Here is a 23,077-nt window from a genome sequence, read left to right on the forward strand (position 1 = left end):
GACACCGATAGTGCAGACACCGATACTGCAGACAGGGGCGCGGCATTGACCGGCGCTGTGACAATGGAATTCTGGACCGAACTCACACGGAACCCTTTCCCCGATGCCCGGTTGCGGGCACGTCGGAAAGGGTTTCAGCAAACCTCGTGCCAATCCCTGCGCCAGACCGCATGCCAAACGGCTGCGGTGGCCGAACAGGTCAGCGGCGGCGACCGATCCGGGCAGTGGTGGCATGGGTGCGGTACAGCGCGGGCTGGCCGGTCATGGCATCGAGCCGGGCCGACACATTGGCCGCGATCAGGTTGCGCACGCGGCGATTTGCCTCGTTCAACCGACGCGCCGCATCAAGCAGGCCACGGCATTCTTCATCGACCAGCGCGCTGGCGGTGGTATCGAGCCGACCGCACAGCGCGTTCTTGTCGGCCGCGCAGCCCAGGATGCGGTTGACATCCAGTCCGGCAAGCGCGTGCCGTTCATCCTCCAGCACGGCAAGCATGTGCCGCAGCGTATCGCGCAAGTCGGTAACTTCCGCGATCGGCACCAGGGCCACGGCCGCAGCCATCAGTCCGGCTTCCGCAGCAGCATACCGGCAGCGATCATCGCATCGGCGATCTTGACCGGCAGTACCGGATACTTGCCTTCGTCGATGGCCCTGCGGATGGTGGCGACGCGCTCGGCATCGACCGGCGGATCGCCAGCCTTGACCGCATCGCTGGTGACGACTTGCGCGGCAACGCCGGCGTCCTTGACCGACGTCGTGTCCTTGGCTGGCGCCGTCGGCGTGGTGGCGGCGGCATTTGACGCGGCGCCGACGGTACCGACCTGAATCGCGCCAACCGGGCGCGGTGCTCCGATTTCAAACGATGACATGGCCCACTCCTGTGTATTGCTCGTCGTCAAGAACGGAAGATCGTTGCAGGCTTTAAGTGGCCCAGCGCTTTTTTTGCCGGAGCGTGCCGCAGACGGATGGCAAGCTTTTCAATCTGCAGGAAATTCCACCAATCCCGGACGGACGATCCGGGCGCGGACAGGATCGCCTTTGGCCGTGGTGCGCACGCGGATCCAGCTCCCGACCGCGCCGCCTTCCAGCGCCTCGCCCGACTGCGAGACCGAAAAGCCGTCACCGGTGGCAGCGACCGTCACCGCCTCGCCCTTCATCACCGCAGCGGCCGCCGGATCGCCATGCGCCGCGCCCGCCACGGCCACGTAGAGCCGCCAGCCACCGGCATCGGGGCACTGGACGACCACCGTATCGTGCGCGTTCGCTCGCCAGGACAGCGCCAGCGGTGCCGCGCAAGGCGCCAGCCGCAAGCGCCGGTCCACCGGCAGAGCGGCACCGCCGGGCACGCCGATCGCCTGCCCGGTGAACGCGGCAACGGTGTTGTCGATCGCGACGGGGTCGGCAAAGCGGGGGGCCAGCGCACCGGCGGTTGCCGGGTGGGCCAGTGCCACGGCGGCAAGCGCTGCCAGCACGGTTAGGGACAAGGCGGGATGAGTCATCGCGGGAAACTCCGGGTAGGCCAACGGCCGATCAGACCCGTCATTGTGCAAGCAACATGCCAGCGGCGGATGGCGCACGCCCGAAGCCCGCTGTCGAACTAACTGCTGGCGAACTAACTGCTGGCGAACTGCCCGCTGGCGACCTGCCCTGCATCGACGTCTCGGGTAGCGGGCCGTCGGTGTCATAGCCGACCGTCACGCTGGCGCCGTCTGCTGCGCCTTGCTCGATCACCAGCCGGGCAGCGGCACCGCGCGGACCTGCCGCCCGTTCCAGCCGGTCGGCGCGGGCAAAGGCTTCGGTCCGCTGGCGGGCCAGATGGCGCACCACGATCGTGATCCGCAGCCGGGGATCGCGCGCCTGCTCGGCCAGCCAGACGGCAAGCGGCGGGGCGCCGGGTGTGTCGCGCCACAGCGCCACCGGCTCGGCCTGCGGAGAGGCGGAAGTGGCCGGGCGGACCTGCGCTGGCAAGCTTCTTGCCGGTGCGGGCGGGTTGTCGGGCTGCAACGGCGCGTCGGGCGCATTGGCCAGCGCAAAGGCCGTGACCATGAACAGGATCAGCGAAAGATCGGCCAGGATCGTCTGCCAGCCCGCTGGTCCGGCGCTGGGAGCGCTGGCGATGGCGTGCGCGCTCATGCCGCCTCACGCGGGTTGGGATCGCGCGGGTGAGGATCGCGGGGGTGAGGATCGCGCGGATGGGGATCGCGCGGATGGGGATCGGAATGCGGGCGCTGCAACGACAGTTGCGGTGCGACCATCGAGGCCTGCGCCGCCAGCCAGTCGACGATCGACTGCCGCGCGGCTTCATCGCGGTCATGACGCCGCTCCACCGCGCGGGCCAGCGGCGCCAGCAGCAGGTTGGCCAGCAGCAAGCCGTACAACGTGGTGACCACCGCCAGCGAGATCGCCCCCATGAACTGGCTGCGCGCCAGCCCCTGCGCCTGCAACTGGCTGAGCGAGATCAGCGTACCCGCCAGCCCGAAGACCGGGGCCAGATCGGCGCCGGTCATCAACGTGCGCGCCGCGCGGACGGCGCGGACATGGCGGCGCTTGCGGTGTGCGGCGTGGCGCACCATCAGCACACTGGCCGAACGCGCGGCAATCAGCGCGTCGATCATCTCGTCGAACTCGGGATCGCCGGTGGGGCGTTTGCGCGCGCGGAACAGCCCGTCCTGACGCAGTTGCGCGATGAGCGCGGCCACCTCGCTGCGCACCATCACCGCCGGGAACGGTCGCCGGATCAAGGCGTGCACCGCGCGCAGCGTCTCGCCGCTGTCGGCCAGACCGCAGCGCAGCACCGTGGCCAGCAGCGTTCCGCCGCCAACGATCGCCGCTGCTGCAGGGTTGATCAGATGGGCAAAGTCCATGGTCGGGTAAACACGCCTCCTCCGCTCGCAAAGAACGGCCGGACGCTGCGGCGTTTCAGTCGGCGGAGGCATTTTGCCGCCTGCTCGCCACAACACGGCAAGCCGTTGCCGCTGCAAGCTTGCCATGCCCGGCGCATCACCCCGCCCCGCCGCTGGCGCAAAGCCCCGGTCCGAACGCGGGTTTCAACGGCTGAGATGGCGGGCAGGCGGGTTTGGCACGCGCTTTGCTGTGAAGGCTCTGCACGATCCCTTGCACGGAGCAACCCGCATCATGGGCGAGAGTCTTTTCGGAATCCACGGCGCCGCGCTGGAGCTGCGCTCACAGCGGCTGGGGCTGCTGACCTCGAACATCGCCAATGCCGGCACCCCGGGCTACAAAGCGCGCGACATCGACTTTGCCAAGGCATTGCAGGCGGTGTCGAACGGTGCCAGCGCAGGCGGCGCGGCCAGCGCGGCGACCCAGTACCGCGTGCCGGTGATGCCCAGCCTCGATGGCAACACGGTGGAAATGGCCACCGAGCAGACCGCCTTTGCCGAAACCGCCGTGGGCTATTCGGCGACGCTGTCATTCATCAAGGGCCGGGTCGATACCGTCACCCGCGCGCTGAAGGGCGATTGAGCGTGGCCGGCCCCAACGCCATCGGCCCCGCCAACCGCAACCCGATGACGCTGTTCGATGTCGCCGGGCGCGCCATGTCGGCGCAACTGGTGCGGATGAACACCTCGGCGTCGAACCTCGCCAATGCCGGCACGATGGCCCGGACCGAGGCCGAAGCCTATCGCCCGTTGCGCGCGGTGTTCGCCGAGGAGCTGGACAAGTCCACCGGGCTTTCGACCGTGAGGGTCGGCGGGGTCTATCGCTCGAACGCGAACCCGATCCGCACGCACGACCCGGACCACCCGCTCGCCGACGCCAATGGCGACGTGTGGGGCAGTCCGGTCGATGAAAACGCCGAGATGGTCGAGATGACCGAAGCATCGCGCCAGTACCAGAACGTGGTCGAGGCGATGCAGACCGCCAAGCAACTGATGATCGACACGATGAGGATGAAGTGATGACCACAGCCGTATCCGGCACCAGCAGTGCCGCCGCCGCCGCCGCCGCTTCCAGCACGACCGGTTCGACCCACAAGACCTGGGACACGATGGGCGCGGGCGATTTCCTGAAGCTGCTGACCACCCAGCTCAACAATCAGGATCCCACCGCGCCGGTCGACAACGCGCAGATGGTGGCGCAGCTCGCGCAGTTTTCGGCGCTGTCGAACACGGCGGCGACCAACACCACGCTCAAGACGATTTCGGACCAGATCGCCAAGCTGGGCGGAACCGCTCCGAGCGCCTGAAAGCCGCCTGACCCACACACCAGACTGACCCACACCTCAGACTGACATTGCCCGCAAGGCGCCCACCGGAGACCCCGCCCCATGTCCTTCTACACCGCGCTCACCGGCCTCAAGAACGCCCAGACCAGCCTGAGCGTCACCAGCCACAACATCGCCAACTCGGAAACCAACGGCTTCAAGAAAAGCCGCGTGCAGTTTTCCGACATCGTGGCGGGCAGCGCCTTCACCAACCCGCGCCTGCTTCAGGGCATCGGCTCGACGGTCAAGGCGATCACCCAGAACTTTGCGCAAGGTCCGATCGAGCAGACCGGCTCGGCGCTCGATTTGTCGGTCAACGGCGATGGCTTCTTCACCACCAAGACGGTGACCGGCGCGCAGACCTATTTCACCCGCAACGGCGCGTTCGAGATCGACGGCGGCGGCTATATCATCGATGGATCGAGCAACCGGTTGCAGGTTTTCGCGACCGACAGCGCCGGAAACCTTACCACCACGCCGCCGACCATGACCGATGCGCTGGTACCGCAAACCAGCCTGCCCAATGGCGCAGGTTCCGCCTTTGCCGGGGTGACCGTGGCCGATAACGGCAATGTCACCGCCAGCTATGCCGATGGCACCAATCAGGTCGTGGGCAAGATCACGCTGGCGACGTTCATCTCGTCGCAGGGGCTCAAGCAGGAAGGCTCGTCCAACTGGACGGCTACCGGGATTTCGGGCGTTGCGGTCTATGGCGAGCCGACCGTCGGGCAATACGGCAAGCTGCTGTCGGGCAGCCTTGAACGCTCGAACGTCGATATCTCCGAGGAAATGGTCAGCCTGATCACCGCGCAGCGCGACTTTCAGGCCAATGCCAAGACGATCGACACCACGACCCAGATCGCGACGACGATCATCAACTTGCGCACCTGATCGTGGCACCTCGTCCCGTGATCCGCACCCAACCGACAACCAGCACAAGGCCTTGAGCGATGGATCGCCTGATCTACACCGCCTATTCGGGCATGACCGGGTCGATGGTCCGCCAGCGCGTGATCGCCAGCAACATGGCCAACGCGCAGACCGTCGGGTTTCGCGCCGAATTGCTCAACTCCGAACCGGTTACGCTGAAAGGACCGGGGCTGGAGGCGCGCGCGATGAGCCAGGGCGCGGTCCATGGCGCCAGCATGCGGCAGGGCGCGATGACCGAAACGGGCAATCCGCTCGATGTGGCGGTGTCGGGCGCGGTCATGCTGAGCGTGCAGGCCGACGATGGCAGCGAGGCCTATACCCGGCGCGGCGACCTGTCGCTCGACCCCACCGGGCTGCTCGTCAATGGCGACGGGCGTCCGGTGATCGGCGATGGCGGGCCGGTGACGGTGCCGCTTGGCTCGAAAGTCTCGATCGGACCCGATGGCAGCGTGCTGGTCGCCGACCCGGCGACGCCGGGCGATCCACCGCAGCCCGTGGCCCGATTGAAGCTCGCATCGACCGAAGGATCGCGGATCGAGAAAGGGCTGGACGGCTTGTTCCGCGTGGTCGGCGGCGGCGTGCTGCCCGCTGACGAGGAAGCCAAAGTGCAAGTCGGCACGCTCGAACAGTCGAACGTCAATCCCACCGCGGTGCTGGTCGAGATGGTCGAATCCCAGCGCCTGTTCGACATGCGCACCAAGCTGGTCGCCACCGCGCGCGAAGTTGATGAACGCTCGTCGGCCCTGATGCGCCTGACCTGATGCGCCTGACCTGATGCCGCCGCCGTAAAGAACCAGATTCTCGCAGACACCTACGGAGTTTCCCGCAATGCCGTCATCCGCCCTTCACGTCGCCCGCACCGGACTGGAAGCCCAGGATACCCGGATGCGCGTGATCGCCAACAACCTTGCCAACGTGGCGACCACCGGCTTCAAGCGCGACCGCGCCAACTTTGCCACGCTGGCCTATCAGGACACGCGGGTGGCCGGGCAGCAGTCCTCGGGCGAAACCGCCTATGCCACCGGGCTCAACCTTGGCACCGGCGTCGGCATTCAGGCGACCACGCGTGAGGAAAGCCAGGGCGCGCTGCAGCAGACCGGCAACGCGCTCGACGTGGCGCTCGATGGCGATGGCTATTTCCAGGTGGCGCAACCCGGCGGACAACTGGCCTATACCCGCGCGGGCAATTTCTCGAAATCGGCCGAGGGTCAGCTCGTCACCGCGCAAGGCTATGTCGTGCAGCCGCCGATCGCCATTCCCGAAGGCGCGCAGTCGATCACGATCGCGCCAGACGGCACCGTTTCGGCCACCCTGCCCGGCGCCACCGAACCCAGCCAGTTGGGCCAGTTGACGGTCGCCAGCTTCACCAACCCGGCCGGGTTGCAGGCGGTCGGCGACAACTTCCTCAGGGAAACCGCCGCCAGCGGACAGGCCCAGATCGGCATTCCCGGCGACAACGGGCGCGGCCATCTGCGGCAGGGCTACCTCGAAGCCTCGAACGTCAACGTCGTGCAGGAACTGGTCGACATGATCGAATGCCAGCGTTCGTACGAGATCAATTCGAAGATGATCTCGGCGGTCGACGAGATGCTCAAGAACGCGAACCAGACGCTGTGATCCGCACCCGGCCCGCCCTGGTTTCACCGTTGCTGCTGCTGCTGGCCCTGTTGCTGGCGCTGCTGCTGGCGTTGCTGGCCGCCCAACCTTGCGCGGCGGCAAGCAAGCCCAGGGAAGGCTTTGCTCCCAGCCTGCCCGCAGCGCCGCAAGCCAAGGCGGCCGATGGCGCGATCTTCAACGCGGCACTCGGCTATGCCGGGCTGGTCGAAGGGCGCCGCGCCCGCGCGGTGGGCGACCCGCTGACGATCGTGCTGGTCGAAAACTTCACGTCGGCCAAGACCGCTGCGGGCAAGACACAGAAGTCGGGTGCGTTCAACATCGTACCACCCACAGCCGGACCTTTGTCGTTTCTTGACCCCAACGCCCTTAAAGCTTCGGGCGGATCGTCGTTCAACGGTCAGGGCAATGCCTCTCAGACCAGCACGCTCGGCGGTACGCTCAGTGTGACGATCGCCGAAGTGCGGTCGAACGGCACGGCCCTTGTGAAAGGGGAAAAGCGTTTGCTGCTCAGTCAGGGTCAGGAATGGGTCCAGTTCTCGGGCATCGTGCGCCTGGGCGACCTTGATGGCGACAACAGCGTCACCTCTGCCCGCGTGGCCGATGCGCACATCGAATACACCGGCAGCGGTTCGATCGGCCGCGCCAGCCGCGAAGGCTGGCTGTCGAAGTTCTTCTCCGCGATCACCCCGTTCTAGGGCCACTTAGTCATGCCGATGCTCGCCTCTCCCTTCGACCACGACCTGGCGCTACCGCTGCCGCTGCCGGTACGGATACGTCAAACCGGCAAGCCCGCTGTGCGGCGGCTGGTGGCGCTGGTCATGGTCGCCTTCGCGCTGGTGACGGCGGGCGAGGCGCGCGCCGACCGGGTGCGCGATCTGGGCGCGTTCCAGGGCGTGCGCACCAACCAGCTCACCGGCTATGGCGTGGTCGTGGGCCTGCCCGGCACCGGCGATGACAACCTCGACTACGTGACACAGGCGATGCGCGGCGTATCGGGACGGCTGGGCGTGCAACTGCCGGCGGGCGTTTCGCCCGGTCTCAAGAATGCCGCCGCCGTGCTGGTCACCGCCGATCTGCCCGCCTTTGCCAAGCCGGGGCAGCGCATCGATGTGACCGTCAGCACCATCGGCAAGGCCAAGTCTTTGCGCGGCGGCGCGCTGATCCTGTCGCCGCTTTATGGCGCGGACGGGCAGATCTATGCGATGGCGCAGGGCAATCTGGCCGTGGGCGGCCTTGGCATCACCGCCAAGGATGGCTCGCAATTGACGGTCAACGTGCCCACCGTGGGCCGCATCGCCGACGGGGCGAGCGTCGAACGCGCGGTGCAGACCGGCTTCGAGAATGCCGAAGTCTTGCGCTGGAACCTGTTTCAGGCCGACTTCCTGACCGCCGCACGGGTGCGCGATGCAATCAATTCGCGCTATCCGCAGACCGCCTCGGTCGAGGATGGCGTGACCGTGGCGCTGCGCCTGCCCACCGGCACCGACCGCCGCGCCAGCGTGATGGCCGCGATCGAGATGATCGACGTGACCCCCGCCGAAACCCCGGCCAAGGTCATCGTCAACAGCCGCACCGGCACGGTGGTGATCAACAGCGCGGTGCGGCTTGCCCCCGCCGCGATCAGCCATGGCAAGCTGGTGGTCAAGATCGACGAAAAGCCGCAAGTCTCGCAGCCCGGCCCGTTCAGCAACGGCCAGACGGCGGTAACCCCCAACAGCCAGATCAGCGCGCAAGAGAGCGAGGCCCACGTCGCCTTGTTCAAGCCGGGCGCCTCGCTGTCCTCGCTGGTCAATGCGCTCAACAAGCTGGGGGTCAGCCCTTCGGACCTTGTTGCCATTCTGGAAGCGCTGAAGGAAGCGGGCTCGCTCAAGGCCGAGATGGAGGTGATATGACCGACATTTCCGCATCCGCCGGCGCTGGCCCGGCCACCGCAACGAACCCCGCGCTGTCTCCCGAACGCGCGAAACTGCGTCAGGCGGCGCAGGCGTTCGAGGCGATCTTCATCCGCGAGATCCTGTCCACCGCGCGCGCCACGACCTTTGGCGCAGACCCCATCGGCGGTGCCGACCAGAGCGCCGTCGATCAGGGTCGCGACACCTTTACCCAGATGCGCGACGAACGCTTTGCCGACATCGCCTCGAAGTCCGGCGCCTTCGGGCTGGCCGCGCGGATCGAGGCGCAACTGGCGCGGGCCTTGCCGATAGCCGCGACCGCAGCTTCGTCCGCCGCCGCAGGCTCGCCCGCCGCCGCTGTCGCCGCCGGTGCTGCCAAAGCCGCCGCCAGCGCCGCCATCGCGACCCTTCGCAAGGAGCCCTGAACGCCATGTCCAGCAACCTTCTGTCGATCGGCGCGAGTGGGGCCAGGGCGGCGCAAGTCGCGCTCGACGTCACCAGCCAGAACATAGCCAACGCATCCACCGCAGGCTATGTCCGGCGCAGCACCGAGCTGGCCGAAGTGGCCGCGACCGGTTACTTCGGCACGATCAAGGACGTGTCGCTGTCGGGCGTCCGGGTGGCCAAGGTGGTGCGCAATGCCGATGCCTTTCGCCAGGCCGAAGTGCGTCGCACCGGATCGGACACCGCGCGCGCCAGTTCCGAAGTCGATGGGCTGACCAACATTTCCAACGCGCTGGAACAGGCCAACACCTACACCGCGATCACCACTTTCCAAGCGGCGCTGCAAAAGCTGAAGGAAAACCCCACCGACAGTTCGCTGCGCGCCAGCGTGATCGAGAGCGCGCGCACGATGGTCGACACGTTCCAGATCGCGGGGCAGGAACTCGATGCGGTCGGCAACGGGTTGCAATCCAGTGTCAAGGACGGGATCAGTCAGGTCAACACGCTGGCGGGCGAACTGGCCCGCACCAATTTGCGCCTGACCCGTGCCGCCGATGCCAGCAGCGACCAGACCGCATTGCTCGACCAGCGCGACCAGCTGCTTTCGCAATTGAGCCAATATGCCAACCTTGGCACCACCTTTGCCAGCGATGGCAGCGTTGCGGTGACGATCGGCGGCACCTCCGGGCCGTCGCTGGTAACCGGCGGCGCCTCGGTGCCGGTTACCGCCACCTTCGATGCCACCGCCGGAACGGTGACCTTTGACGCGGGCGGCACGCCGCTGTCGCTGTCGGGCGGCTCGCTTGCCGGGCAACAGGCCGCGCTGACCAAGCTGGCGCAGATCCATGGCGACCTCAACACGCTGGCCGGTGACATCGTCACCACGGTCAACCATGCGCAAAGCACAGGCGTCGATCTGGCGGGAGCCCCCGGCGCAAACCTGCTGACCGGCTCCGACACCACCACGATCGCGCTGGCCACCAGCAATGGCAGCAAGATCGCCACAGCCCCCGCCACCGCCGGCCCCGGCAGCCGCGACACCGCCAACCTCGATGCGATGCGCGCGGCACTGGCGACGACCAACCCGGCGGGGCGGATGGATGGCATCCTGTTCGACATTTCGAGCACGGTAGCCAGCCGGACCGTCACGCGCGACGCGCTCAAGACCATTTCGGATTCGGCCAGCACCTCGCTCAGCGCCGAAGCCGGGGTCGATCTCAACACCGAAGCGGTGAATCTGGTGCGTTTCCAGCAGGCTTTTCAGGCCTCTGGCAAAGTCATGCAGGTCGCCACCACCTTGTTCGATACGCTGCTCAACATCAGGTAAGGCTTGCCATGACGATCGCCTCGACCAGCACCAGCGCGTTCTATGACCGCTCGACGCTCGACCTCACCTCGCTGCGCAAGCAGGCCGAGCAGATTCAGGCGCAGATCTCGTCGGGCAACCGGCTGGTCGCATCAACCGACGATCCGCTGGCGGCTTCGCGGTTGCGCTCGCTCCAGTACAGCGACGCGATGGGCAAGATCGACCAGTCCGCCGCCTCGCGCGCGACGTCCGACCTCAACCTGACCGATTCCGCGCTGACCCAGTTCGGCAACTACATCGTTCGGGCCAAGGAGCTGGCGACGCAGGCCGCCAGCGCCACCGTATCCGACAGCCAGCGCGGCTCGATCGCCAGCGAACTGGCGCAGATGCAGAAGGATCTGGTCTCGCTGGCCAATACCCGCGATGTGGATGGCAATGCGCTGTTCGGTGGCGATGCTCCGGGCGATGCCTATACGGTCAACGGATCGGGCGTGGCGAGCTATGCCGGGAACGGCATCGCCGGGCAGTTGTCGCTGGGCGACGGACAAACCGTCAGCCGCAGCCTGACCGGCCCGGAATTTCTCAACTTCAAGGACAAGGCGGGCAACAGCACCAACCTGCTGGCGGTGGTCAAGGGGCTCGCCGACAGCCTTGCCGCTGGCGGCCCCGGCGGCCAGACCGCCGCCGCCACGTCGCTCGACTTGCTGTCGACCGCGCTCGACACGGTCACTACCGCGCAAACCGTGGTCGGATCGCGACTGACCTGGATCGATCTCAACACCGAACGCCAGACCGCATTGGCCACCACCCGCGCCAGCGAACAGGCCGACATCGGCGGCACCGATACCGCGGCGGCGATGGTGCGGTTGCAGGAGTTGTCGACCGTGCTGCAGGCCAGCCAGGCCAGCTTCACCCGCCTTGCCAATCTCTCGCTGTTCGACGTGCTTCGCTAAGCGCGCGATCGGCTACAGGGGACCGGATTACAGATGTACGCAGGTATCGGCATTGTTGTTCTGCTTGTCATGGTGTTCGGCGGGTTCATCATCACCGGCGGCGCCATCGGCCCGGTGGCCGAGGCCATTCCGCATGAAATGCTGATCATCGGCGGCGCCGCGCTGGGCGCCACGATCTCGGGCAATTCGCTGCACGAACTCAAGGGTATAGGCGCCGGGCTCGGCAAAGTGTTCAAGGGGCCCAAGCACAACAAGCAGGATCACGTCGATGCCATCGTGCTGTGCACGCGGCTGATGAAGATCTTGCGCAGCGATGGCCCGGTGGCGCTGGAAAGCCACGTCACCGACCCCAAGAACTCGCCGATCTTTGGCGAATTTCCCCGGATCGTGGCCAATCACGAACTGACCGCGCTGATCTGCGACACGCTGACGCTGATCGTGGTGTCGTCGGGCACGCTTGAAGTGCACGCGGTCGAGGACGTGATGGACCACGCGATGAAAACCCACTTCCACGAACAGGCCGAGGCGCAACATGCGCTGCAAGGGCTGGCCGATGCGCTGCCCGCGCTGGGCATCGTCGCGGCGGTGCTGGGTGTGGTCAAGACCATGGGCTCGATCGACAAGCCGCCCACGATCCTGGGCGCGATGATCGGTTCGGCGCTGGTCGGCACGTTCATGGGCGTGCTGCTGGCCTATGGCATCGTCGCGCCGATGGCCGGTCGGCTCAAGCAAGTGCTCGATCAGGACGAGATGATCTTTCAGGCGGTCAAGCAGGTGATCATCGCCAGCCTGCACGGCTGGCCGCAGCCGCTGGTCGTCGAAAGCGCGCGGTCCGGATTGGGCCACTCGTTCCGCCCCGGCCTGTCCGAACTGCTCGACGCGCTGCGCGGTCGCTGACATGCGCTGCGCGGTGTCTGCATCGGCGGCAGCGGACAAGGAATAGCCCATGGCCAAGCCGCTCAAGGGCAAGGCACCCCCCGCCCCGATCATCGTCAAGAAGATCACCGTCGTTGCCGGTGGGCATCACGGCGGGGCGTGGAAGGTGGCCTATGCCGACTTCGTGACCGCGATGATGGCGTTCTTCCTGCTGATGTGGCTGCTGGGCGCCACCACCGAAAAGCAGCGCAAGGGGCTGGCCGATTACTTTGCCCCCACGCTTGTCACCACGCGCAAGGGCAGCACCGGCTCGTATGGCCTGCTTGGCGGATCGTCGCTGACCGATGCCGACCATTACCAGCACCGCGCCGGGCAGACCGGCAGCAAGACGATCACCATTCCGCGCGACGCCGCCGGCGGGCCCAAGGACGGCGGATCGAAAGCCAAGCGCACCGCGATCCTGCACGAACGGCTGGAGCAGAAACTGCAAGCCAGCGAGAAACTGCGCAAGCTGGCGCAGCAGGTGGGCATGTCCCTCACCCCCGACGGCATCCGGCTCGATCTGGTCGACAACCCCAAGTTCTCGATGTTCCGGCTGGGCACCACGATCCTTACCCCCGATGCGGTCGAGCTGGTCGGCGCGATCGGGCAGGCGATCGCACCCGACACCAGCGCGCTGACCGTGCGCGGCCACACCGATTCGCTGCAATGGAAGCCGGGCGATCCGGCCAACAACTGGTCGCTGTCGGCCGGTCGCGCCGAAGCCACCCGGCAGGCGCTGATGCGCGCGGGCGTCAGCGAAAAGCGCTTCCGCCGGATCGAGGGCGTGGCCGACCAGGAACCGCTGGTGCAAGACAACCCCGCCGACCCGCGCAACCGCCGGATGTCGATCCTGCTGATGGATTGAGCGGGCAGACACGAGGCGGCGTGGACAAATTCCACGAGGCCCAGGCTGCCCAGTCCGCACCACTCCTGAAACGCCGAACCCCCACCCCCAACCCCTCCCCGCCGGGGAGGGGAGCAAACCCATCGCTCAGATTTCTCCCCTCCCCGGCGGGGAGGGGTCGGGGGTGGGGGCTCCGCCTCACCGGCAAGCACAAAAAAACCCGCGCGCGGAATTCGCGCACGGGTCTGGGCCGGGTGGCGAATCCGGTTAACGCCGCTGGCAGGTGGGGAAGGCGCGGACGGGTGCGGTCGGCGCTGGTTTGGGTTCTCGACGCAGGTTTGTGCGAATGGCGAAAGTGGCGCGTAGAGGGACCAAATTCGCTCGACCCTGACGGGCACGCAGGCACCGGGGCGGGCTCGCGCTCTTGCCGGACTACCTTGCGGGCTTGGGGCCCGATCCCACGGCGGAGGTAACAGGCCCCGCCGTTCGTGCCGCGAATGCGGACGCCTCCGTCCTTGGAAATCGCCGACCGCGCGCCGGGTCGCAAAGGCGAAGCGCTCACGCCCCAGCTCCCGTCACGGCGCGGCATATAACCCATATGGTTCGTTTTGTCAAGGGTAAAGCGGGGACGTGCCCGCGCGTCCTGCCCCCATAAACGCTTCGGCCCGGCAACCGCGATGGGTTGCCGGGCCTTGCGACCTGCTGGATGCAGGGGCGCTGGGGTCAGTCTTAGCGCAGCAGCGAGAGCACGTTCTGCTGGCTCTGGTTGGCCTGGGCGATCATCGCGGTAGAAGCCTGGGCGAGGATCTGGGCCTTGGCCATCTGCGTCGTTTCGGCAGAATAGTCGGTGTCCTGAATGCGGCTGCGGGCATCCGACAGGTTGGTGATGTTGTCGTTCAGGTTGTTGACGGCCGATTCCAGACGGTTCTGGCCGGCACCCAGCGTGGCGCGGGTCGAGTTCACGTTGGCCAGCGCCGAATCGACGTTGGTGATCGTGGACGAGGCGGTCGAAGCACTCGACACGTCGAGGGCCTGACCGGTCTGGGTCGAGTCATAGCTCGTGCCCGAGGTGGCATCGAACAGCTTCGACCCGTCGAAGGCCTTGCTGACGATGGTCACCGTGTCGCCGGTGTTGGCGCCGGTCTGGATCGCGAACGACTTGTCGTCCGAACCGTCGGCGGCAGGCGTCGTGCTGACCACCGCGAACACCGCGTTGCCGTTGAACTTGGTGTTGTTCAGCACGTCGGAGATCTGGGCGTTGAGGTTGCCCACTTCCGACTGCATCGCGTCGCGGTCCGACTGCTGGTAGGTGGCCGACTTCGATTGCACCGCCAGCTCGCGCACGCGCTGCAGCATGTTGGTCACTTCGTTCAGCGCGCCTTCCGCCGTCTGCGCCAGGCTGATGCCGTCGTTGGCGTTGCGGACGCCCTGGCTCATGCCCTTGATCTGCGCGGTCATGGTCGTGGAAATGGCCAGACCGGCCGCGTCGTCCTTGGCCCCGTTGATGCGCTTGCCGGTGGACAGGCGTTCCATCGCGGTGCTGCCCATCTTGGCCGCGGAGTTCGAGGCGTTGGCCGCCCTGATCGCGTTGATGTTGGTGTTGATGACTGCCATGTTCATTCTCCAGTGAAGGGATCGCTCCCGAACCGACCGCTGGGCCCTGCGCGAAGCAGCCCGGCCGTCACGGAAAAGACCGGCAAAATCCTGCCGGAATTAAGGCTGAAGCTGGCCAAATTCTGCCGTTTTTTGCCAGAAAATCAGGCCTTTTCGGCAAGCGGACAACCACGATCGCACAACGCCATTCGGCCCGGCAACCGCAAAGGGTTGCCGGGCTATGGGCCACCTGGTGGAGACAGGCGGCGATCCGGGACGCTTATTTCAGCAGCGAGAGCACGTTCTGCTGGCTCTGGTTGGCCTGGGCGATCATCGCGGTGGAAGCCTGGGCGAGGATCTGGGCCTTGGCCATCTGCGTCGTTTCGGCAGAATAGTCGGTGTCCTGAATGCGGCTGCGCGCGTCCGACAGGTTGGTGATGTTGTCGTTCAGGTTGTTGACCACCGATTCCAGACGGTTCTGGCCGGCGCCCAGCGTGGCGCGCGTCGAGTTCACGTTGGCTAGCGCCGAATCGACGTTGTCGATCGTGGTCGAGGCCGCCGTGGCACTCGACACATCGAGCGCCTGCCCGGTCTGGGTCGCGTCATAACTCGTGCCCGAGGTGGCATCGAACAGCTTCGAGCCGTCGAAGGCCTTGCTGGCGATGGTCACCGTGTCGCCGGTGTTGGCGCCGGTCTGGATCGAGAAGGTCTTGTCGTCCGAACCGTCAGCGGCAGGGGTCGTGCTGACCACCGCGAACACCGCGTTGCCGTTGAACTTGGTGTTGTTCAGCACGTCGGAGATCTGGGCGTTGAGGTTGCCCACTTCCGATTGCATCGCGTCGCGGTCCGACTGCTGGTAGGTAGCCGACTTCGACTGCACCGCCAGTTCACGCACCCGCTGCAGCATGTTGGTCACTTCGTTCAGCGCGCCTTCCGCCGTCTGGGCCAGGCTGATGCCGTCGTTGGCGTTGCGCACGCCCTGACCCATGCCCTTGATCTGGGCGGTCATGGTCGTGGAAATCGCCAGACCGGCCGCATCGTCCTTGGCCCCGTTGATGCGCTTGCCGGTGGACAGGCGCTCCATCGCGACGCCGGCCATCTTGGCCGCCGAGTTCGAGGCATTCGACGCGCGGATCGCGTTGATGTTGGTGTTGATAACAGCCATGGTCGTTGCTCCGGTTTTGGGGAAATCCAGTCTAGGTGCCGGGGCCGAACGGATCGACGCGGCTTCCGTGGCAAAGACCGGCAGAAGTTTGCCGGGATTAAGCCGGTCAACGGCGGGTTCCTGCCGCCTCTACTGGCTGGCCCTTAGGGAAAACGCGTCCCTTAAATTACCGGAGCGTTGGACGTTTTCGCGCGAAAAGAACCCCGGCCATCATGGTTAAAGGGGAATCACTTTCATGTACGCTCATCAATGCGGTTTGCGGATTTCGGCGGCGGCGGCGCGCGCCCACGCACCGCTGGTGCAGCGCGCAAAGGGGATCATCGAGAGTTTCGGTGGCGATGCCGTCATCCACATGCGCGACACCGAGGACACCGTGGCGCCCGGCCCCTTTGCCAGGGCGATCACGCTGCAACGGGTCGACGAACAGGATGCGCACGGCCCCAGTCAATACGGCCCCAGTCAACACGGACTCAGTCGGATGGCCAGCCGGATCGAGCGCGGCCCAAGCGAGCGGCTCACGCTGCTTTATCGCGACGGCGCGAGCGAGGCGACGCTGGCCGCGTTGCTGGCGTGCGCCGCGCCACCGGGCAGTCCCGTCGCCGCCGATCCCGAAAGCCTGTCGGTGCTGGCGCTGGCGGAGCGGATCGCGGCCAGCGACATTCCGGTCCTGATCAACGGCCCGACCGGCACCGGCAAGGAAGTGCTCAGCCGCTTCATCCACGAACGCAGCGCGCGGGCGGGCAAGCCGTTCATCGGCATCAATTGCGCGGCGATGCCCGAAACGATGCTCGAAGCCTTGCTGTTCGGCCACCAGAAGGGCGCCTTCACCGGGGCCAATGCGGCATCCGAAGGGTTCTTCCGCGCGGCCGACGGCGGCACGCTGCTGCTGGACGAGATCGCCGAAATGCCGCTGCCGCTTCAGGCCAAACTGCTGCGCGCGTTGCAGGAAGGCGAAGTCGTGCCGCTGGGCGCGACCCGCCCGATCAAGGTCGATGTCCGCGTCATCGCCTGCGCCAACCGCGATCTGCCGATCGAAGTGGACGAAGGACGCTTTCGCGCCGACTTGTATTATCGCCTCAACGTGTTTCCGCTGACGCTCTATCCGCTGTGCGAGCGGGTCGAGGACATTGCCCCGCTCGCCTTTGCCATGATGCTGCGCCATGTTCCTGCCGGACAGCCGGTGCCGTGGATCGGCGATGCGGCGCTGGCGCTGCTGCAGGCGCACCCCTGGCCGGGCAATGTCCGCGAGCTGGAAAACGTGGTCCGCCGCGCGCTGCTGCTGGCAGGCAATGCCGCCGAGATCGGCCCCCACCACATCACCTTCGACCGGCCGGTGCGCGCCGCGGTCGATCCGCTGGCCAGCGAGCCTGCTCCGGTCGTGGGCCAGGGCCGCTTGTCCAACATCGTGCAACTGCACGAGGCGCGCGCGATTCTGGCCACGCTTGAGGCGTGCGGCGGCAGCCGCGTTGCCGCCGCCCGCCAGTTGGGCATTTCCGAGAGAACCTTGCGGTATCGGCTCGCCTCGTTCCGCGAAGCCGGCATCGCCGTGGCAGGAGGCAGGCGATGAGCGGCATCGGACCGATCAGCGGCACGGGCGGCGTCCACCAGATCCTGGCCTTGCGCCAGCAGATCATCGACCGTTCGCAGTTGCTTCAGCAAGTGCGCGGCGCCGAAGGAGCGGGCGATCAGGGCACCGCCGAAACCCCGGCCGGAAACTTTACCGATGCCCTCAAATCAGCGCTGGAAAACGTGAATCAGACCCAGATCAAGGCCGACAAGCTGACCGATGGATACGAAAAGGGCGAAGTGACCGACATCGCCAAGGTCATGCTGGCGCGTCAGGAATCGGGCGTCGCCTTTGAAGCCACCCTGCAAGTGCGCAACAAGCTGCTGTCTGCGTACCAGGACATCATGCGCATGGGGGTCTGACCTAGATGGCGGACCTTGTGCCTGTTCCGGTCGGCGGCTCGGGTGGATCGCTGCTGGCCCCGTTCACCGACCCGCTGGGCGGCAGCATGCCCGCCCGGTTCGGCGCGTTTCTGAGCCAGGGTCCGGTGCGCCGCGCGCTGCCGTGGTTCGGTGGCATCGCCGCGATCGGGCTTACCGGGCTGCTGTGGCTGTCGATGGCGCCCGCCCCGCAGCGCATGCTCTATTCCGAACTGTCCGACAACGAACGCGCGCAAGTGACGGCCGCGCTCGACAAGGCGGCGATCACCTATCGCATCGACAACGCGACCGGCGCGATCACCGTCGGCGAGGACGATCTGTACAAGGCGCGGATGGTCGCCGCAGCCGATGGCGCGCTGGCCACGCCCGAAACCGGCGAACAGATGATCGACAAGCTGCCGATGGGCGCCAGTCGCACGCTCGAAGGCCAGCGCCTGCAAGCCGCGCGCGAACGCGAGCTTGAGCTGACGATCATGCAGATCGACGGGGTGGAAGCCGTCCGCGTCCATCTGGCCGAGCCCGAAAAGTCGGCGTTCGTGCGCGACACGGTGCCCCCGACGGCCTCGGTCATGGTGCGGCTGTCCAAAGGGCGCCAGCTTTCCGACAGTCAGGTTTCGGCGATTGTCGGACTGGTTGCCGGCTCGGTTCCGGGGCTGGCCGTCGATGCGGTGCGGGTGATCGACCAGCATGGCCGCCTGCTCGCCTCGGACAAGCCGGGCGACAACGACCGTCTGGAAATGCAGGGGCGGCTTGAGGAAAAGCTGCGCCAGCAAGTGGCGGGCCTGCTTACCCCGATGCTCGGCGAAGGCAATTTCTCGACCGAAATCCAGGTCGAACTCGACATGGATCAACTGACCAGCGCGCGCGAATCCTATGACAAGCAGGGCGTGGTGCGCAGCGAAACGCAAAGCGCGTCGCAAAGTCCGGGCGGCAGCGGCGCGGCGGGCGTGCCCGGCGTATTGTCGAACACCCCGCCTGCCCCCACCCAGCCGCAACCCGGTGCGCCCGGCGCTCCGGCGGCGCCCGCCAGCGGCGCTGCCACACCCGCGCCGCCGCAGGCCGTGGCCAGCGACAGCACCTCGACCAAGAACTACGAACTGGGCCGCGAAGTGGCCGTGACCAATGCCGCGCCCGGCAAGATCCGCCGCCTGTCGGTGGCGGTCGCGCTCAGCAGCGAAGCGATGGCCAAGGCCAAGCCCGCCGAGATCGAACAGATCAAGCAATTGGTCAGCGCCGCCGTCGGCGCCAATCCGGCGCGCGGCGATCAGGTGGCGATCGCCATGCGCAGCTTCCGTCAGGCCGAGATCATCGAGCCCAAGTTCTGGGAAACGCCATGGTTCGCCACGCTGGTGCGCAACGGCGTGGCCCTGCTGGCCGTACTGATGACGCTGTTGCTGGGGGTGCGTCCGCTGATCAAGGCGCTGAAGCGCGACGGGCCCGACCGTGGCCGGGCGGGCAAGCGGCGCAAGGCGCGCGACGACGACGATGACGACGAGGACGACGAGGACGAGTCGGGAAACGGCGATGAGGGCGGCAATGCGCGGACGCCCTCGGTTCAGGCCAGCCCCGCGCTTGTCGCCGCGCAAGATCCGACCACCGGGGTGATCGACGCCGAGATGCTGGCGCAGCAGGTCGGCCTTGCCCAGCAACTGGTGCAGGAGCGGCCCGACAGCGCGGTCGCCGCCTTGCGCCAGATGCTCAATCAGCCCGAACCCGAAGGCGCAGCGCCGTGACCGATGCCGCGCCGATGTTCAGCGACCCCGAGCGCGCCGCCGTGATGGTCATGCTGCTTGAGGACGATCAGGCCGCCAGCCTGCTGGCGCAGCTCGATCCGCAGGAATTGCGCTTGCTGGGCGAAAAGATGGTGGCGCTGGGCGAGATCGGCCCGGTCGCCATCGCCGATGCGATCACCGGCTTTGTCGAGCGCACCGAGCGGCTGGGACTGATCACGCACGACCGGGTCGGGCAAGTGCGCGATCTGATGACCCGCGCCGTCGGCGAGGTGAAGGCCGACAGCCTGATGCAACGCATCGCGCCCGAAGTGCAGACGTCGTCGCTGGAACTTGCCCGCTGGCTTACCCCGCAAGTGCTGGTGCCGCTGGTGCGCGGCGAACATCCGCAGGCCATCGCGGTGCTGCTGGTCCAGCTTGATGCCGATGTCGCCGCCGCCGTGCTGCACGCCATGCCCGACGAAGTGCAGCCGCAAGTGGTCCAGCGCATCGCCACGCTCGGCCCGGTGGCGGCCGAAGCCATCGCCATGCTTGAGGACATGCTGGCCCGCCGGATCACCGAATGCCACGGCCAGGCCGCACTGACGATGGGTGGCCCGCGTGAGGCGGCAGAGATCATCAACGCCTCGGCCCGCACCGTCGAAAAGCGGGTCATGCCCGAAATCGCCAAGCAGGACAAAGCGCTGGCCAAAGCCATCGAGAACGAGATGTTCAAGTTCGAGCATCTGTTCGTGCTCGACGACAAGTCGATGGGTTCGCTGCTGCGCGAGGTCGACAGCGATACCCTGATCGCGGCGCTGAAGGGCTCGCCGCCCGAAAACCGCGAATGCTTCTTCCGCGCGATGTCGAGCCGTGCCGCCGATGGCGTGCGCGACGAAATTGCCGCACGCGGGCGGATGAAGATGGCCGAGGTGATCGAGGCCCAAAAGGCCATCGTCACCGCCGCGCGCCGACTGGCCGCAGAGGGCGTGATCGTGTTCGGTGCGGGCGACGACGACTATGTCTGACCTGCCGCAAGCGGAGTCACCCGTCTGGTCGCGCCGACCGCTGGCCGAACTGGGCGCCGAACTGGGCGCCGGATTCGGAGGTGGTTTGGGCTCCGGATTGGGCAGCGGTGGCGGCGCCTTTGCGCAGGATCACCGGTTCGCGCGTGCCGGGCAGGCCGGGATACGGCTTGGCATGGGCAAACCCGATTCCAGTGCGGGCGCCGCCGCCGAACCCGTCGATCCGCTGGCCGAAGCGTGGCAGGAAGGGTACGCGCAGGGCGCGGCGGATGCTCATGCTGCGGCCGACGCTGCCGGTGCTGCCGCCGACGCCGCGCGCCATCGTATCGAAAGCGCGCTGGGCAGGCTTGATGCCGATGCCGTCACCGCGCTGGAACAGCGGTTGCGCGCCACCGTGCTGGCGCTGTGCGAGGCGGTGCTGGCCGATGCCGCGCTCGATCCGCAGACGCTGGCCCGCAGGGTCGAAACGGCAGCGGCGATGTTCGCGCGCGCCGCCGATGAACGCGTCATCCGCCTGCATCCCGAAGACCTTGCGCTGGTCCACGCCCGCCTGCCCGAGGATTGGCATTGCGAACCCGATTCCTCGCTGGAGCGCGGTGCCTTGCGGGTGGAAAGCGCCAACGGCGGCGTCGAGGACGGCCCGGCGCAGTGGCGGCGCGCGCTGGAAGAAGCGTTGGGCTCATGTTGAGATCCCCTGCGGTTTCCCCGGCGCTCGCCATGCTCGACCGTCTGGGCCATGCGCATCCCGATTTCTCGCCGCGCCGCTATGGCATGGTCTCGGCCTGCGATGGCGGCTTGCTGGAAGTCAGCGGCTTGTCGGTGCCGATCGGCGCACAATGCCGCATCGCCCACGGTGCGGGCACGCTGGCCGCCGAAGCCATCGGCTTTCGCAATGGCCACACCCTGATGATGTTGCTGGGCGATCCCGTGCTGTTGCGCCCCGGCGCGCGCGTCCGCCCCGAAGGCAAGCCCGGACGCGTGCCGGTGGGCGCGGCGTTTCTGGGCCGTGCCGTCGATGGCGAGGGCCATCCCATCGACGGCGGCCCGCCGATTGCGGCCGAAGCGGACTGGCCCGCAGGCGGCGTGCGGGCAGGCGCGCTGGACCGGTCGCCGGTGCGCGGCGCGTTCGATGTCGGGGTGCGCGCGCTCAACGCGCTGGCCACGTTCGGCGTAGGCCAGCGGATCGGCATCATGGCCGGGTCGGGCGTCGGCAAGTCGGTGCTGCTCGACATGATCGCGCACGGGGCCGAAGCCGAAGTCGTGATCGTCGGCCTGATCGGCGAGCGCGCGCGCGAGGTGTCCGATTTCGTCGAGCGCCACATGCAGGGGGCCAAGCGCGCCCGCAGCGCGATCGTCGCCGTGCCCGCCGATCACGCCCCCAACTTGCGCATTCGCGGCGCGATGCTGGCCACCAGTCTGGCCGAAAGCTTTCGCGCACAGGGGCGCAAAGTACTGCTGATCATGGACAGCCTGACCCGCGTGGCGCACGCCGGGCGCGAGATCGCGCTGCTGCTGGGCGAACCGGGCGCGGCGCGCGGCTATCCGCCATCGGCGCTGGCCACGATCACCAAGCTGGTCGAGCGCGCCGGCAATTCGGCGCAGAGCGGCGGTTCGATGACCGGGCTCTACACCGTGCTGGCCGATGGCGACAATCAGGACGATCCGGTGGTCGATACCGCGCGCTCGATTCTGGACGGCCATATCGTGCTGAGCCGCGATCTGGCGCAGCGCGGGCAATATCCCGCCATCGACATCGCCGCCTCGCTCAGCCGCGTGATGAACGATATCACCGCGCCCGCGCATCAGGCCCTGGCCCGCGAATTCCGCGCGCTGGTCGCGACGTATGAGGCCAACCGCGATCTGGTGCTGATGGGCGCCTATCGTGCCGGAGCGGACCCGCAGCTCGACCGCGCGATCGCGATGCACGAAGCGTTGAGCGCCTTCATGGCGCAGCCGCAGCACGAGATCGTGCCGCTTGGCCAAAGCATTGCCGCGCTTGAGGCGCTGCTCGCCGCATGAGCGCGGCCCCATGAGCGCCGATAGGGCCCGCATCGCCCGCTTGCACCGGCTGGAGCGCATCCGCGCGGTGGCGCGGCGCAATGCGCTGGCCGCCGCCGGACAGGCCGAAGCGCGGCTGGCGCAGTTGCAGGCGCTGGCCGAGCGCACCAGCGCGATGATCAGCGACTATGCGCAACGCCGCGATGCGCAGGATGGCGCCGCGCTGCAGCAGGCGCACCGCTTCATGCAGGGCTTGCATGGCATCGTCGGCAACACCGAACAGGACATCATCCGCGCGCGCGCGATTGCCGACCAACGCGCGCAGGAAGCCGCCAGCGCCGAGCGCAGCCGGGCGGCGGTAGAGGACCGCGCCGATGTCGAAATGCGCAGTCTGGCCCGCAAACTGGCGTCGGCCAACACGCCCACTGGCGGCCGTCGCAAACGCGATTGAGCCGCTGGCGGCCAGCCCTGTCCGATTGGCACGGCTCTTGAATAGACCTGCATGTTCGC

General features: G+C 67.2%; 27 protein-coding genes. 20 read left to right on the forward strand and 7 right to left on the reverse strand.

Features of this window, described 5'->3' with window-relative positions; genetic code table 11:
- Positions 1-199: 199 nt before the first annotated feature.
- From LDN95_RS10145 to LDN95_RS10165, 5 genes are all read right to left on the reverse strand, one after another.
- Positions 200-562: a flagellar protein FlgN gene (locus LDN95_RS10145; RefSeq protein ID WP_226017556.1), complete on the reverse strand. Its 363-nt coding sequence runs from the start codon at positions 560-562 to the stop codon at positions 200-202.
- Positions 562-870, reverse strand: coding sequence for a flagellar biosynthesis anti-sigma factor FlgM (gene flgM, locus LDN95_RS10150; protein ID WP_226017557.1), 309 nt, complete (start codon positions 868-870; stop codon positions 562-564). The genes LDN95_RS10145 and flgM overlap by 1 nt, the downstream gene beginning before the upstream one ends.
- Before the next feature lie 108 nt (positions 871-978).
- Positions 979-1,500 (reverse strand): flagella basal body P-ring formation protein FlgA, encoded by a 522-nt coding sequence (locus LDN95_RS10155; RefSeq protein WP_226017558.1) that lies wholly within the window; start codon positions 1,498-1,500, stop codon positions 979-981.
- Between the two features lie 40 nt (positions 1,501-1,540).
- Positions 1,541-2,134 carry a hypothetical protein gene (locus LDN95_RS10160; RefSeq protein WP_226017559.1) on the reverse strand — a complete coding sequence of 198 codons (594 nt, stop codon included), beginning with the start codon at positions 2,132-2,134 and terminating at the stop codon, positions 1,541-1,543.
- Positions 2,131-2,865, reverse strand: a complete 735-nt coding sequence (locus tag LDN95_RS10165; RefSeq protein ID WP_226017560.1) for a MotA/TolQ/ExbB proton channel family protein — start codon at positions 2,863-2,865, stop codon at positions 2,131-2,133. Before LDN95_RS10165 ends, LDN95_RS10160 begins: the two co-directional genes overlap by 4 nt.
- 271 nt (positions 2,866-3,136) lie before the next feature.
- On the opposite strand from LDN95_RS10165, the gene flgB reads away from it, so the two are divergent.
- The 13 genes from flgB (at position 3,137) to LDN95_RS10230 (ending at position 13,151) form a co-directional block, all read left to right on the forward strand.
- Positions 3,137-3,484: a flagellar basal body rod protein FlgB gene (flgB, locus tag LDN95_RS10170; protein WP_226017561.1), complete on the forward strand. Its 348-nt coding sequence runs from the start codon at positions 3,137-3,139 to the stop codon at positions 3,482-3,484.
- Between the two features lie 44 nt (positions 3,485-3,528).
- On the forward strand, positions 3,529-3,921 hold the full coding sequence (gene flgC / locus LDN95_RS10175; protein ID WP_226017608.1) for a flagellar basal body rod protein FlgC: 393 nt from the start codon (positions 3,529-3,531) through the stop codon (positions 3,919-3,921).
- A complete protein-coding gene (locus LDN95_RS10180) occupies positions 3,921-4,208 on the forward strand; it encodes a flagellar hook assembly protein FlgD (RefSeq protein WP_226017562.1) in 288 nt (95 codons plus the stop codon). The genes flgC and LDN95_RS10180 overlap by 1 nt, the downstream gene beginning before the upstream one ends.
- 81 nt (positions 4,209-4,289) lie before the next feature.
- Positions 4,290-5,117 (forward strand): flagellar hook-basal body protein, encoded by an 828-nt coding sequence (locus LDN95_RS10185; protein ID WP_226017563.1) that lies wholly within the window; start codon positions 4,290-4,292, stop codon positions 5,115-5,117.
- A 59-nt stretch (positions 5,118-5,176) separates the two neighbouring features.
- Entirely contained in the window at positions 5,177-5,917 is a 741-nt protein-coding gene (locus LDN95_RS10190; RefSeq protein ID WP_226017564.1) for a flagellar basal body rod protein FlgF, read from the forward strand.
- A 67-nt stretch (positions 5,918-5,984) separates the two neighbouring features.
- On the forward strand, positions 5,985-6,773 hold the full coding sequence (flgG, locus tag LDN95_RS10195) for a flagellar basal-body rod protein FlgG (RefSeq protein ID WP_226017565.1): 789 nt from the start codon (positions 5,985-5,987) through the stop codon (positions 6,771-6,773).
- A 29-nt stretch (positions 6,774-6,802) separates the two neighbouring features.
- Positions 6,803-7,468, forward strand: a complete 666-nt coding sequence (locus tag LDN95_RS10200) for a flagellar basal body L-ring protein FlgH (RefSeq protein ID WP_226017566.1) — start codon at positions 6,803-6,805, stop codon at positions 7,466-7,468.
- A gap of 123 nt (positions 7,469-7,591) precedes the next feature.
- Positions 7,592-8,665: a flagellar basal body P-ring protein FlgI gene (locus tag LDN95_RS10205; RefSeq protein WP_226017609.1), complete on the forward strand. Its 1,074-nt coding sequence runs from the start codon at positions 7,592-7,594 to the stop codon at positions 8,663-8,665.
- On the forward strand, positions 8,662-9,090 hold the full coding sequence (locus tag LDN95_RS10210) for a rod-binding protein (RefSeq protein WP_226017567.1): 429 nt from the start codon (positions 8,662-8,664) through the stop codon (positions 9,088-9,090). Before LDN95_RS10205 ends, LDN95_RS10210 begins: the two co-directional genes overlap by 4 nt.
- A 5-nt stretch (positions 9,091-9,095) precedes the next feature.
- The gene (flgK, locus tag LDN95_RS10215) at positions 9,096-10,436 is read left to right on the forward strand and encodes a flagellar hook-associated protein FlgK (RefSeq protein WP_226017568.1); all 1,341 of its coding nucleotides are present in this window, start codon (positions 9,096-9,098) and stop codon (positions 10,434-10,436) included.
- A gap of 8 nt (positions 10,437-10,444) precedes the next feature.
- Positions 10,445-11,368: a flagellar biosynthesis protein FlgL gene (locus LDN95_RS10220; RefSeq protein ID WP_226017569.1), complete on the forward strand. Its 924-nt coding sequence runs from the start codon at positions 10,445-10,447 to the stop codon at positions 11,366-11,368.
- Between the two features lie 33 nt (positions 11,369-11,401).
- Entirely contained in the window at positions 11,402-12,265 is an 864-nt protein-coding gene (gene motA, locus LDN95_RS10225) for a flagellar motor stator protein MotA (protein ID WP_226017570.1), read from the forward strand.
- A gap of 49 nt (positions 12,266-12,314) precedes the next feature.
- Complete coding sequence (locus tag LDN95_RS10230) at positions 12,315-13,151, forward strand: flagellar motor protein MotB (protein WP_226017571.1); 837 nt, start codon at positions 12,315-12,317, stop codon at positions 13,149-13,151.
- A gap of 708 nt (positions 13,152-13,859) precedes the next feature.
- Here the strand turns inward: LDN95_RS10230 and LDN95_RS10235 are convergent.
- Both LDN95_RS10235 and LDN95_RS10240 read right to left on the reverse strand, forming a co-directional pair.
- Positions 13,860-14,744: a flagellin gene (locus tag LDN95_RS10235; RefSeq protein ID WP_226017572.1), complete on the reverse strand. Its 885-nt coding sequence runs from the start codon at positions 14,742-14,744 to the stop codon at positions 13,860-13,862.
- 259 nt (positions 14,745-15,003) lie between these two features.
- Positions 15,004-15,888 (reverse strand): flagellin, encoded by an 885-nt coding sequence (locus tag LDN95_RS10240; RefSeq protein WP_226017573.1) that lies wholly within the window; start codon positions 15,886-15,888, stop codon positions 15,004-15,006.
- A 235-nt stretch (positions 15,889-16,123) separates the two neighbouring features.
- Here LDN95_RS10240 and LDN95_RS10245 point away from each other — a divergent pair, with 235 nt between their 5' ends.
- Genes LDN95_RS10245 through LDN95_RS10275 form a run of 7 tightly spaced genes read left to right on the forward strand, consistent with a single transcriptional unit; the run spans position 16,124 to position 23,018 of the window.
- A complete protein-coding gene (locus tag LDN95_RS10245; protein WP_226017574.1) occupies positions 16,124-17,455 on the forward strand; it encodes a sigma-54-dependent Fis family transcriptional regulator in 1,332 nt (443 codons plus the stop codon).
- A complete protein-coding gene (fliE, locus tag LDN95_RS10250; protein ID WP_226017575.1) occupies positions 17,452-17,817 on the forward strand; it encodes a flagellar hook-basal body complex protein FliE in 366 nt (121 codons plus the stop codon). Before LDN95_RS10245 ends, fliE begins: the two co-directional genes overlap by 4 nt.
- Before the next feature lie 5 nt (positions 17,818-17,822).
- The gene (fliF, locus tag LDN95_RS10255) at positions 17,823-19,568 is read left to right on the forward strand and encodes a flagellar basal-body MS-ring/collar protein FliF (RefSeq protein ID WP_226017576.1); all 1,746 of its coding nucleotides are present in this window, start codon (positions 17,823-17,825) and stop codon (positions 19,566-19,568) included.
- A gap of 14 nt (positions 19,569-19,582) precedes the next feature.
- Positions 19,583-20,572: a flagellar motor switch protein FliG gene (gene fliG, locus LDN95_RS10260; protein WP_255630854.1), complete on the forward strand. Its 990-nt coding sequence runs from the start codon at positions 19,583-19,585 to the stop codon at positions 20,570-20,572.
- Positions 20,565-21,257, forward strand: coding sequence for a FliH/SctL family protein (locus LDN95_RS10265; RefSeq protein ID WP_226017578.1), 693 nt, complete (start codon positions 20,565-20,567; stop codon positions 21,255-21,257). The genes fliG and LDN95_RS10265 overlap by 8 nt, the downstream gene beginning before the upstream one ends.
- Before the next feature lie 29 nt (positions 21,258-21,286).
- On the forward strand, positions 21,287-22,588 hold the full coding sequence (locus LDN95_RS10270; protein WP_226017579.1) for a FliI/YscN family ATPase: 1,302 nt from the start codon (positions 21,287-21,289) through the stop codon (positions 22,586-22,588).
- A 10-nt stretch (positions 22,589-22,598) separates the two neighbouring features.
- A complete protein-coding gene (locus tag LDN95_RS10275) occupies positions 22,599-23,018 on the forward strand; it encodes a hypothetical protein (RefSeq protein ID WP_226017580.1) in 420 nt (139 codons plus the stop codon).
- Positions 23,019-23,077: the final 59 nt, after the last annotated feature.

The sequence above is a fragment of the Novosphingobium sp. FKTRR1 genome (genome assembly GCF_020404405.1).
GTDB lineage: Bacteria > Pseudomonadota > Alphaproteobacteria > Sphingomonadales > Sphingomonadaceae > Novosphingobium.